The organism is Gluconacetobacter dulcium, assembly GCF_014174165.1.
Classification (GTDB): Bacteria; Pseudomonadota; Alphaproteobacteria; order Acetobacterales; family Acetobacteraceae; genus Gluconacetobacter; species Gluconacetobacter dulcium.
In genome coordinates this window covers 179,216-190,638 of sequence record NZ_JABEQN010000003.1, presented here as the reverse complement: position 1 = coordinate 190,638, position 11,423 = coordinate 179,216, and the positions used below count along the sequence as shown (strand labels likewise).

Genomic DNA, 11,423 nt, shown 5'->3' with positions numbered 1-11,423 from the left:
GCTCAGAAAGGGGAGGGGCCGCCTGCCTCAGGGTCCGGTTCCTGCTGGTCGATCGACAGCACGGCCTCTTCCCTGCTGGAAAAGGGGCCTGCCAGAAGGATGGTAGGGCCATCCATGATGTACCATCCGTTTTCACGAGGGGCGACGGGATCGCTCCTGGCGTCGAGATAGATTGCGATCATCCGAAGCCTCCCATGGGGTTTTCTGTCCGGGACCTGACGGTCAGATCGTCTGCCGCTGCCGCCCGTGCTGCCGGGCGCGCGTCAGATACCCTTATGGCCTGCGTGCGTCAGGCCTCGTCTTTCAGGGCTTTCTCTTCTTCCTGCCGGGTTGCGAACGGGGTTTCCCGCTTGTTGTCCAGTTCGTTCATGGACCCGCCGGGATTGCCCAGATTGTCTTCCAGCCGCGCATCTTCGATGGGCTGACCGTTGGCGTCGAGGGGAACGGGAGATTCCACCGGGATCTGCCCGGCATCGGCATTGAGTTCCATCCCGATCAGGTCGGACGCGGCTTCCATGTAGGCATCCGGCCCGGCGCCGGGCCTGCCGTCGGCAATCCACATCTCCTTTGCCTTGGCGAGAATGCGTGCATCTCGTTCGGGAGAGGATTCCAGGGGGGTTTCCATTCCAATAATCCTTGTGCAGGCTTGCGATGAGTCTGTCTGCTTCGAAAGGGGCGGCCAGGGCCTGCTGGTATAAAACGCTCCATGCCCGCATCCGTTGCCCGCGCCCGTTCGGGGCGCGGGCGGGCGATCAGGCCGCAGGCTGTTCGGCCGGTTCGATGGCGACGGTCGCTTCGCTCGTCAGGACACGGAAGACGAAGCTTTCCTGCAAGTAAAGCTCGACCGCGTCCGCCGAGTGGGACAGGTAGCCGATCGAAAAATCCTGCCCGATATCCAGCGCCAGGTCGCCGCCGCGCATCGACACGACGAACGCGCCCTCGATGGCCGGCGCCCAGACGATTTTTCCGTCGATCATGCTCTCGATATGGTTGAGGACGGGATAGCCGTCATCGTCGCCGCCGCTGACATTCGCGAAAGCCTGCGCCCCCAGAACCACCGAATAGGGACCGTTCACGCCGGCCAGACGCAACGCGCTCAAGGCTTCGGCGATGGTATGCGCGTAATCCTTGGCCAGGGCGGGCAGCTTCAGATGGGCATTCGATGTGCCGTTGCGGATGCCGGGAATACCCGCTGCCGCGTAGCCGTCGAAGATCGCGCGATCCTCGGCAAAGGCAATCTGCCTTGCCGCGTCCTTGACCGGCTGCCAGTCGGAATCCAGAGACCCACGCTCGACGGCGTCGATCTCGCTACGCAGGAGCGTAAAGGGAACACGCAGTTCCACCAGCGGGAGAATGTCACGCCGCAGGGCACGGATACCGTGTCCGGGGGCGTCGATCAGCGTGCCGCGCCCTGTGCCGACCCCCGCGAATGCGGTGCCTTTCGGCTCCGCCGTATCGACGACGCGCCGGCCGGCGAGGTGGCGGCGGATGGTGCGGGCGGCTTCTTCCTCGATCTGCGCCCAGGCCGCGCTCGAAATGGGGGCCAGATGCCGGTGGAGATTATTCATGTCAGGTTTCCTTACTTCAAGGAGCCGATGCCAAGCGAGCCGTCCCGCGCGCGCGCGCCCTGCCGATCGGTGGATGGGGCGGAAGAGGGGGGCTGGCCGTCCGGTTCTGGCGGTTCGGCGCCCATGTCTGGCGCGCCATCGAGAAATTCGCCGGTAGGGATAAAGAACAGGGCGCCGGTCACGGCCGTGCTGACATCGAGAAGCCGGTCGTAATTGCCGGGCGGCTTGCCGACGAACATGTTCCGCAACATCTGCTCGGTGCGCGCGGGAGAGCGCGCATAGCCGATGAAATAGGTGCCGAACTCCCCTTTGCGCACTTCGCCGAAGGGCATGTTGTCACGCACGATCTGCAATTGCTGCCCATTTTCCTCGATATTGGTGAGGACATTATGGGCATAGCTGGGCTTGGCCGCGTCCGCGAGTTCGATATCCGACACCTTGCGGCGGCCGATGATATGTTCCTGGACTTCGGTGGGAATGGCATCCCACTTCTTGAGGTCGTGCAGGTATTTCTGGACGATGACATAGCTGCCGCCGATGAAGGCGGGGTCTTCGTCTCCGACGATGGCCGCGTCGAGCGCCGGCTGTCCGGTAGGGTTCTCGGTTCCGTCCACGAAGCCGAGCAGATCGCGCTCGTCGAAATATTTGAACCCGTGGACTTCATCCACGATCTCGCCGGCGCCTTCCAGCCGGGAGACGATGGCTGCCGCGAGTTCGAAACACAGATCCATCCGGGTCGCGCGGATATGAAAGAGCAGGTCGCCCGGCGTGGCGGGAGCATGATGTACGCCCCGGATTTCCTGGAACGGATGAAGGTCTCGCGGGCGGGGGGTGCCGAAGAGTTGATCCCAGGCATGCGAACCGATGCCGGTGATGCAGCTTAACCGTCCATCGGGCACCCGAAAGCCGACCCCGCGCACCAGAGATGAGAGATCTCCCAGAAGATCGCGGATCTGGGCGTTGATCGAAACGCTCTCGCTTAAAGTTGCGACAAGAAAGATGGCTGCCTGGGTCAGCTTCGTACCAACGGGTTGCGGTGTGACCAACGGACTGAAACTCCCTGCGGACGGGTTCGTATATACAACGCGCACTGATGTTCAGCATAGGCGGATGGCTGTTTATGACAAGCGGCCGGGGTGGAGGAAGTAACCGGGCCGGGCAAAATCTGCTCCCGCTTGCAAGAAGAAATAATTCCATAAGGAAAAGATACTGGACGCCCGTTTGGTGAATGATCTGGCAGAAATACCGGACCATTGTGGCATGCCGAGGGGGACCTGTTCTCGGGACGGCATGCCGATGTTCCGCTTTTAGGAAGGTGCTGATGCAGACCGCTCCAGACCTCGCGCTCCTCCTTGCGCGCTTTCAGTTCGCCTTCACCGTGGGCGTTCATATCATCTTTCCGGCCTTCTCCATCGGGCTGGCGGCCTATCTGGCCGTTCTGGAGGGGCTGTGGCTCAAGACCGGACGGCAGGTCTTTCTTGATCTGTACCGATACTGGATCAAGGCGTTTTCGATCGTCTTCAGCATGGGTGTCGTGTCAGGGCTGGTCATGTCCTATGAATTCGGGACCAACTGGTCGGTCTTTTCGAAGAAAGCCGGCCCGATCACGGGCGTCCTTCTGTCCTACGAAGTCATGACCGCCTTCTTTCTGGAGGCCGGGTTCCTCGGCGTCATGCTGTTCGGCATGAACAAGGTGGGGCGAGGGTTGCATTTCGCGGCCACCTGCTGCGTGTCCGTCGGCACGCTGATTTCGATGACCTGGATACTGGCATCGAATTCGTGGATGCAGACCCCGCGCGGCTATACGATCGACCCGGCCACCGGGCGTTTCCTGCCGGATGACTGGCTGGCCATCATCTTCAATCCGTCCTTCCCGTTCCGGCTGGTCCATATGGGGCTGGCGGCGTTCCTCTCCGTGGCGTTCGTGGTGGGGGCGACCGGTGCGTGGCATATGCTCAAGGCGCGGCGGGCTGGGGCGATGGCGCGCGAACCGGTGCGGGTCATGTTCTCCATGGCCATGTGGATGGCCACCATCGTGGCGCCATTGCAGATTCTGGCGGGGGACGCGCATGGCCTGAACACGCTGAAATACCAGCCGGTGAAGATCGCGGCGATGGAAGGCGACTGGGAGACCGAGGGACGGGCTCCGGAGCTTCTGTTCGGAATTCCCGACATGAAGACGGAACGGACGGATTACGCCGTCAAGGTCCCGCTGCTCGGCTCGTTGATCCTGACGCACAGTCTCGACGGCAAGGTGCCGGGCATGAAGGATTTCCCCCGCGACCAGCGTCCGCCGTCGCCGATCATTTTCTTTTCGTTCCGCATCATGGTCGCGCTCGGCATGCTGATGGCGCTGGTCGGGTTCTGGTCGCTATGGCTGCGCCGGAGCGGCGCCCTGTTCACCAGCCCGTTCTTTCATCGTGTGGCGGTGTGCATGGCGCCTGCGGGCTTCATCGCACTGTTATGCGGCTGGGTAACCACCGAGGTCGGCCGGCAGCCCTGGACGGTCTATGGCCTGCTACGGACTTCCGAGAGTGTTTCCCCCATCGTCCTGTCCAGCATGGCGGTAACGATGACGGCCTTCGTCGTGGTCTATGTGATCGTGTTCGGGTCGGGCCTGGTGATCCTGCTTCGTCTGCTGGGCCGCGCGCCGGAGGAAGGCGAGCATAATGCCAGCCCCGCGCATGCCGCCGATGTTCTGGCAACGCACACGCATCCGGGGATCGCCGGCCCCATTCCCGGTGAAGGAGCCTGATCATGATGGATTTCGCACATTGGCTCCCCATCGTGTGGGCCGTCATCCTGGTGGCCGCGATTACGATCTACGTCATTCTCGACGGGTTCGACCTGGGCATCGGGATGCTGTTCGCTCTGGAACGCGATCAGGGCCGGCGGGATGTCATGGTCAATACGATCGCGCCGGTGTGGGACGGAAACGAGACGTGGATGGTCCTGGGGGGCGCCGTGCTCTACGGCGTGTTTCCGGGCGCCTATGCAACCCTTCTACCGGCCCTCTACCTGCCGATCGTCCTGATGTTGCTGGCCCTGATCTTTCGTGGTGTGTCGTTCGAATTCCGCATCATGACGCGGGGAACCGCGCGTGAGGCATTATGGGAGGTCGGCTTCATGGCCGGGTCGGGCATTGCCGCCTTCAGCCAGGGCGTGATCCTGGGCGGGGTGATCCAGGGCATTGCCGTTACCAATGGTGAATTTACCGGCGGCGCGCTCGACTGGCTGACGCCGTTCAGTGTTCTGTGCGGGCTGGCGGTCATGTGCGGATATGCCCTGCTGGGCGCGACCTGGCTGGTGTGGCGGACGACCGGCGTGTTGGAGGCATCCTGCCGCAAATGGGCCGTGTGGCTGGCCATCGGGCTGTTCGCGGGCATCGTGGCGGTCAGCCTATGGACGCCGCTGCTGCATGCGCCCTATCTGCGGCGCTGGACCGACTGGCCGAACATTCTCTTTGTGGCACCGGTGCCCGTGCTGGTCGCCGTATTGGGCGCGCTGCTGGCCATGGGGCTGCGTCGCGGGCATTCCAGGGTGCCGTTCCTGTGTGCTCTCGGCTGGTTCTTCCTGTGCCTCTCGGGCCTCGGGATCACGGTCTGGCCCTATGCCGTGCCGCCCAGCCTGACGCTGTGGGATGTATCGTCACCACCATCGAGCCAGTTCTTTCAGCTTGTCGGCACGGCGATCCTGCTGCCGATCATCCTCACCTACACCATTTATTCCTACCGCGTGTTTCGCGGGAAAGTGACGGAAGCCGATGGTTATCACTGAAATCGTAAAGGGCAACGGAGATGACGCGCCGAAGCGCCTGGCCACACGGATCGGTTGGTTCATGGCCATCTGGGCGCTCAGCACGGTGGCGTTTTTTGTGGTGGCGTCCCTGCTCCATCTGATGGTTCCCAAATGATGGGTCAGTTTCTGGACTGGTCCAGGTAGAATTCGATCGGCACGGTAAGGGTGATCGCATCGCCCGGAATGCCGTCAGGGGGAACCGGCAGGGGTGCCGCCCGGTGTAAAAGGGCAAGCGTCTCTTCATCCAGGGTTGCATGATGCGAGCTGGCACTGATCCGTGCCGACAGCACATGCCCTTTGCGATCCATGACGAAATGCAGCATCGCGATGCCCTCTTCATGACGCGCCTGGGATTCGGCTGGATAACGCTTGTATTGTTCAAGCCGTGCCAGCAATTCACCCTGCCATGTAACCGGATCATGGCTTGCCTGCGATGACGAGGCGCTGGAGACGGATGTCGCGGAAGGCAGTGCGGCAGCGGCTTCCGAGGCCGGGGGCGCCGTTGTTTCCTGAGCCGGTGGGGGCCTGTCCGGAACCGGCTTTCGTTCATGCGTGTGGAGCGGGATCTTTTTTTTCAGCGGGCGGGGCCTCTCGGGCCGCGCCACTGGAACAGGCGGCGTCGGCGCGGGGGAAGGGGGAACTGTCATTTTGGGCGGCGGCTCGGGTTGCGGATCGGGCACCGAGACGGCCTGCCGCGGGCCGACCGGGGCGTCGGTCGGCGGCGTGGGGATGGAGACCGGCTCGGGCGCAAGGTCGATGGCGATCGCGGCGGGAGACGGCTCGGGCACCGGCATCACCGGGGGTGGCAGGTGCATGACCCACAACACCACGCCACCCGTCACGGCCAGCACGGTGACGAAGGATACCCCCCAGCGCACGACCTCGCGCCGCCGTTCGCGGCGAAGCTGCCGGGTCCGCCAGTCGGCGAAGAACAGGAGCGTACGGCCGTCAGCCATTCGCCCCATGTCCGCCGTATCGCTCACGGCGTGCCTCCGGCCGCGCCGCCTTCTTCCTGGCCCTGAAGATTGACCAGCGCGACCCTGAGGTACCCCGCCGCCCGCAATCTATCCATCACGCCCATCAGGGTGCCGTAATCGACCGTCCTGTCGGCGCGCAGGAAGATCCGCTCGTCCTTGTTGCCCTTGGTCGCCGTTGCCAGCGCCGCCGGCATGGCGTCCGCCGCGATATCGTCCTCGCCCAGCGCCAGGCCGTGATCAGCCTTGACGGTCAGGAACACCGGGTCGTCCGGGCGCGGGGCCGGCTTTTCGGTCGAGGACGGGAGGTCCACCGGCACGTTGACCGTGGTCAGCGGGGCGGTGACCATGAAGATCACCAGCAGCACCAGCATCACGTCGATGAACGGCGTGACGTTGATCTCGCTCGCCTCATGCGGGTTTTCATCGGCGTGGCGGATATGGATCATCGCGCCTCACTCCCCGGCGATGCGGGCGCCGAAATGCACCACCTGCCCGCTGGCGGTGAGCATCTGCATGCGGCCGAGGTCACGCGAGACCAGGCGCATGACCAGCGCCGTCAGGTCCGCCACCTGGGCGCGGCAGGTGGCCGACTGGCGGGCGAGATGGTTGTAGATCACCACCGCCGGAATGGCCGCGACCAGACCCAGCGCGGTGGCCAGCAGGGCCTCGGCGATGCCGGGGGCGACGACGGCGAGGCTGGTCGCCTTGCTGGCGGCAATGCCGGTAAAGGAGGTCATGATGCCCCACACGGTGCCGAACAGGCCGATGAAGGGCGAGGTGGCGCCGATGGTGGCCAGCAGGCCGGTGCCGCGCATCAGCCTGCGGCCCTCGGCGGCTTCCAGCCGCTCCAGATGCAGCACGATCCGCTCCTTCAGCCCGTCATGGTCGTCGGCGATATCGTGCGAGCGAATGCGTTCTTCCTCGGCGGCCGCAACGAACATGTGCGCGACGCTGCGTGTCGCCCGGCTCCGTTCCTCCGCGATCTGGAGAGAGGCAGCTTCGGCAAGGCTTCGTGTGTCTCGTTCAAGGCGCCGTCCGAGGCGGAAGAACTCCACGGATTTTGCGAGAAAGACCGTCCAGCTCAGCACTGATGCAAAAGCCAGCAGTGACATGACCATACGGACAACCGGCCCGGCGTTGAGAAACATCTCCCAGGGAGAAAAAGGCATCGCAGCGGACGGCAGTGGGGACATGTGACGAATACCTTCGACAGGCCAGATCATTGCGCGATGGCGCAGCGCCACGCGGTCCGACGAAATGTCGTCGAATATATGGCCCGCATGGAGAGAATATGCAACTAAGAATTGATCGCATAAACGCATCGACGGAATGTCGCTCCATGTCAATCGCTGCTCGAAAGATCAATGCTGTTACATATTCCCAAAATGCTGACGCCGGATGCACTGGCGCATTGTCATCGGGGGCTGGACCCGATCGCACGGAACGATGCCGTTACCAGCATGGGCTACCACCGGGCATCTTTTTGCCGCTATTTCGATGCGCGTGTGGATGTTGCGATTTATCCTGATCTTGAAAAGGGATTTCGTGTGAGTCCGGGCGTGTTGCCCACGCTCCTCCTGACTTGGCCGGACGCATATGCCGGCGAGGAACTGATGATCCGGGACACATGAGGACCACATGGCGTCAAGCTGCTGGCGGGCGATCTGGTTCTGTATCCCTCGACAAGCCAGCGTCGTATGCGCCGCATTACATAGGACGATTGGGTGGTATTGTTATGATCGATCCGGTTAATTGTAAAACCTGACATTGACCGATCATAATCTGGTTCGCAGATGGTCGGCGTCGTGATGAATCTGGATGACATCCGATATGTTGGATAGGGCAAATGCCCTCCCAGGCAATATGCCGGATAGGGTGGATGTCCAGTTCCTGCTGGAGCAGATTCATCGTTCATGCGCCGGAGATGTTCGTATCCGCTGCCGGGAGTGGCCGGTCACGCGCCGCGAGCATGTTCAGTCGCGCTGATGAAGCTACTTGGGGCATGACACGAAATATACCGCGTACACTTGAATAATTCGAATCGGAGGCGGACGAAGCAGACTGCCGACAGCACGTTTTTACAGGGGTCAGCCCCCCGTGCCTTCGGTTCAGTGTGCCTGCCTGAGAAACAGCAGCATGTCGCGCAGATGGGCACCGGTGGAAGACGGTGCGGAGAGTTGGTCCGAGAACTGTCGCAGGGCCGCCTGATAGGTCTGTGCCGTCGGGGCCGATGCGTGGTCGGTACTGCGTTCAAGCCAACTTGTGCTGGCGATGCCGGCCTGCTGGCGCAGATGAAAGAGGATTTCCGTGCAGATTTTCAGGTTTTCCGAGCGGCGGAGCCCTTCGAGGCTGGTCTGCTGGCACAGGATCTCGGCCTGGTTGGACGTGGTGCCCGCCTCGCGGCGTGCCTGTTCGGTTTCCTCGCGGTTGCCGTCGCCGCTTGTGACGAGCGCGGCATAGCGCAGATTGGCCAGGAAAGCGCGGCTGACCAGGGTAGGGAGGGAGGCGGTGGATTTTTCCGGCCAGAGCAGCAGGCAGGCCGCCATGCCGACAAGGCTGCCGATAATGTTGTTTTCGGCGCGGGCAAAGCCCAGCAACCAGCCGGTATCGGACCCGAGAAGGTCGGTGACCAACACGAAAAGCTGGGTCATGAAGGTGACGCACAACGTGTAGTTGACGCTGCGCAGGGCGATGGTGGTGGCCGACAGCGGAAAAATCAGCAGCAGCACCATCCATTTCGGGCACAGCGTGCCTGCGATCGCGGCGAGGATGCCGCCTGCGACGCTGCCGGCCACGCGCTCGATGGTGCGGGAGAGGGTGGTACTCCTGCCGGGTTGGGTAACGACGACGACGGCCATCATCGCCCAGTAGGCATAGGGTAGATGAAAGGCGAGCGTCATGCCGAACGCGGCCAGCACCGCGACCGACAGGCGCGCCGCGTGACGCACGAAGATCGGGCTGAGCGGCAGCAATGGCGTCGTCGGTGCGGATGAGGTGGTGCCGCCGCGAGCCGGGGCTTTGTCCAGCCATGCCGTTTGCAGGTCGGTCAGGGCGGCGGCGTTCCAGGCGGCGGCGCGGGCTGACAAGGCATTGGAATGGGCGCCGAGGCGCGTGAACGCGCGGATATAGAGGCTGAGACTGTCCGGAACGGGGCGACCTTGCGGAATGTCTCGTGCGATGCGGCGAAGGGCGGCGGCTGTAATGCGGACGACGCGGGCGGTCTCGGGCGGCAACGGCGCGGAGAACGCGGCATGTTCGAACGCGATCAGGGTGACGAAGATGCGGTCGGCCGCCTCGATAGCGGGAAGAAGGGCGGCACGGGTCGGACGGATCAGCGCGTCGCCCGAGAGTTTTTCGACGGAGGATCGGACTTGTTCGATGCGCCGCCGGATATCGCGGCGCCAGGTGCTGAGTTCCCTCTGCTGGGTGGGAAGGCTGGCCGCTTGAAGATGCGGCAGGCTGAGCAGGCGGAAAGCCATGCTGGCCTGTTCGCGAAACAGGGCGGCGCAGGCCTGCTTCTGCGGTGCGCTGGGGTCGGCGGGCCAGGCCAGCAGGCAGATCAGCATGGCCCACACCACGCCCAGCGAGAACAGGCCGGCAAGGATCAAGGCACCCATCGGCGTCTGTGGATAACAGACGGCGACGACGCCGACGATGGCGGCAAGGACGCTGACCTGGGTTGCCGCGGCCCCCCAGGCCCGGGCCAGCCCGCATAGCAACGCGCAGAAGCCGAGCCCCACACAGGCGGCGACGGTGCTGTACCCCGCCAGGGCGGATATGGTGCCCGTGATGACCGCACCTGCCAGGCCGAAGGATGTCAGGGCCTTGATTCGGGGGCGGAGAAGGCCGCCAGGGTCAGCAAGGCTGGTCCAGAATGCGGCGAAGGCGGACCATGCCATGAGGGGCATGTTGATATGCCACGCGACGAGCATGACGGTGCTGACCGCAACGCCGGCGCGCAACCCCTCGCGGATGGCGATCTGTTCAGGCGCGATGGCGATGGCACGCGCGCCCAGCCAGTGCGTGATGACCGAAGGCATCACGCTATGGGCCAGCGCCTTCAGAAAGCGTGGCTTGCGGGGGAGGGGGGGAAAGAGATTGTTTTTCATCGGGCCGGCGCAGGGAGTAGACCACGGATGATATAACAAGAATTCATGAAAAGAGGAGGGGCTCGTCGCGCGCGCCCCCATGCCGAACGATGGGGCCTCGCCAGGCTAGGGCATTTCCACCGAAAACCGGTTCGATGGAAATGCTCTGGTTTATTGCTTTTACGTGCATCTTCACCTGTTTGAATGCACGCATTCAAACAGGATATGTTCTAGCGGATGTAATCCGGCTGTTCACGATCCAGCTTGCGGCGCAGGGCGCGCCAGACCAGTTGACCCTGATCCGGGTCGCTCTCGAATTGTGCGCGGGTGCGTAGCAACTTGTCTTCGGAAGGCAGGTGCAGTGGAGCCCCGGTCGCTTGTGCGGAGATCTGGATGCGACAGGCCTGTTCCAGATAGTAGGTGCGGTAGAACGCCTGGGCGACCGAGATACCGACTGTCAGCAGGCCATGATTCTGGAGGATCAGGCCGATATTGTCGCCGAGGTCGCGGACCAGACGCTCGCGTTCGCTCAGATTGTCGTCCGCCGCGATCCCTTCGTAGGGATGAAAGCCGACGCGGCCGTGGAATTCGGCATTGATCTGGTTGAGCGGCAGGATTCCATGCTGCTGGGCGGCGACGGTCATGCCGGCCAGCGTGTGGGTATGCATGACGCAGGCGGCGTCAGGACGGCTGCGATGAACGGCGGAATGGATGACGAAGCCGGCCGGATTCACCGGCCAGCTCGTCGGCTGTTTCGGTAGGCCGTCGGCATCCACCACGACCAGCGAACTGGCGGTGATCTCCTCGAACAGCAGACCGTACGGATTGACCAGGAATGTATGGCCAGGCCCAGGCAGACGTACCGAGAGGTGGGTATAGACAAGGTCCGTCATGTCGAACAGAGCCAGTAGCCGGTAGGCGGCGGCCAGATCCTCGCGCAGGGACCGTTCGTCCTGTTCAGCCTGCCGTGGGGGGAAGATTGATGTGGTCAT

The 11,423-nt window shown here is 63.2% G+C and carries 13 protein-coding genes; 4 read left to right on the top strand and 9 right to left on the bottom strand.

What is annotated here, in order from left to right; translation table 11 throughout:
* Positions 1 to 2: 2 nt before the first annotated feature.
* The 4 genes from HLH25_RS03865 to HLH25_RS03850 form a co-directional block, all read right to left on the bottom strand.
* Entirely contained in the window at positions 3 to 182 is a 180-nt protein-coding gene (locus tag HLH25_RS03865) for a hypothetical protein (protein WP_182972817.1), read from the bottom strand.
* A 107-nt stretch (positions 183 to 289) separates the two neighbouring features.
* Complete coding sequence (locus HLH25_RS03860) at positions 290 to 625, bottom strand: hypothetical protein (RefSeq protein ID WP_182972816.1); 336 nt, start codon at positions 623 to 625, stop codon at positions 290 to 292.
* Between the two features lie 127 nt (positions 626 to 752).
* On the bottom strand, positions 753 to 1,568 hold the full coding sequence (locus tag HLH25_RS03855) for a family 1 encapsulin nanocompartment shell protein (RefSeq protein WP_182972815.1): 816 nt from the start codon (positions 1,566 to 1,568) through the stop codon (positions 753 to 755).
* 11 nt (positions 1,569 to 1,579) lie between these two features.
* Positions 1,580 to 2,614: a Dyp-type peroxidase gene (locus HLH25_RS03850; protein ID WP_182972814.1), complete on the bottom strand. Its 1,035-nt coding sequence runs from the start codon at positions 2,612 to 2,614 to the stop codon at positions 1,580 to 1,582.
* Between the two features lie 275 nt (positions 2,615 to 2,889).
* Between HLH25_RS03850 and HLH25_RS03845 the strand changes: the two genes are divergently transcribed.
* From HLH25_RS03845 to HLH25_RS03835, 3 genes are read left to right on the top strand one after another with little or no spacing between them, the layout of a single operon-like run.
* Positions 2,890 to 4,323 carry a cytochrome ubiquinol oxidase subunit I gene (locus HLH25_RS03845; RefSeq protein WP_182972813.1) on the top strand — a complete coding sequence of 478 codons (1,434 nt, stop codon included), beginning with the start codon at positions 2,890 to 2,892 and terminating at the stop codon, positions 4,321 to 4,323.
* Between the two features lie 2 nt (positions 4,324 to 4,325).
* Positions 4,326 to 5,345 carry a cytochrome d ubiquinol oxidase subunit II gene (gene cydB / locus HLH25_RS03840; RefSeq protein WP_182972812.1) on the top strand — a complete coding sequence of 340 codons (1,020 nt, stop codon included), beginning with the start codon at positions 4,326 to 4,328 and terminating at the stop codon, positions 5,343 to 5,345.
* A complete protein-coding gene (locus HLH25_RS03835; protein ID WP_182972811.1) occupies positions 5,332 to 5,481 on the top strand; it encodes a DUF2474 domain-containing protein in 150 nt (49 codons plus the stop codon). The genes cydB and HLH25_RS03835 overlap by 14 nt, the downstream gene beginning before the upstream one ends.
* Positions 5,482 to 5,485: 4 nt before the next feature.
* Here HLH25_RS03835 and HLH25_RS03830 read toward each other — a convergent pair whose 3' ends face one another.
* Genes HLH25_RS03830 through exbB form a run of 3 tightly spaced genes read right to left on the bottom strand, consistent with a single transcriptional unit; the run spans position 5,486 to position 7,536 of the window.
* Positions 5,486 to 6,349, bottom strand: a complete 864-nt coding sequence (locus HLH25_RS03830) for an energy transducer TonB (RefSeq protein WP_310889056.1) — start codon at positions 6,347 to 6,349, stop codon at positions 5,486 to 5,488.
* Complete coding sequence (gene exbD, locus HLH25_RS03825) at positions 6,346 to 6,789, bottom strand: TonB system transport protein ExbD (RefSeq protein WP_182972810.1); 444 nt, start codon at positions 6,787 to 6,789, stop codon at positions 6,346 to 6,348. The genes HLH25_RS03830 and exbD overlap by 4 nt, the downstream gene beginning before the upstream one ends.
* 6 nt (positions 6,790 to 6,795) lie before the next feature.
* Positions 6,796 to 7,536 (bottom strand): tonB-system energizer ExbB, encoded by a 741-nt coding sequence (exbB, locus tag HLH25_RS03820; protein WP_182972809.1) that lies wholly within the window; start codon positions 7,534 to 7,536, stop codon positions 6,796 to 6,798.
* A 171-nt stretch (positions 7,537 to 7,707) separates the two neighbouring features.
* Between exbB and HLH25_RS03815 the strand changes: the two genes are divergently transcribed.
* Positions 7,708 to 7,974 carry a 2OG-Fe(II) oxygenase family protein gene (locus HLH25_RS03815; protein ID WP_182972808.1) on the top strand — a complete coding sequence of 89 codons (267 nt, stop codon included), beginning with the start codon at positions 7,708 to 7,710 and terminating at the stop codon, positions 7,972 to 7,974.
* Between the two features lie 477 nt (positions 7,975 to 8,451).
* On the opposite strand, the gene HLH25_RS03810 is transcribed toward HLH25_RS03815, so the two are convergent.
* Together HLH25_RS03810 and HLH25_RS03805 are read right to left on the bottom strand one after the other, a co-directional pair.
* Positions 8,452 to 10,452 carry an FUSC family protein gene (locus HLH25_RS03810; RefSeq protein WP_182972807.1) on the bottom strand — a complete coding sequence of 667 codons (2,001 nt, stop codon included), beginning with the start codon at positions 10,450 to 10,452 and terminating at the stop codon, positions 8,452 to 8,454.
* Positions 10,453 to 10,661: 209 nt separating this feature from the next.
* Positions 10,662 to 11,423 carry a class II aldolase/adducin family protein gene (locus HLH25_RS03805; RefSeq protein ID WP_182972806.1) on the bottom strand — a complete coding sequence of 254 codons (762 nt, stop codon included), beginning with the start codon at positions 11,421 to 11,423 and terminating at the stop codon, positions 10,662 to 10,664.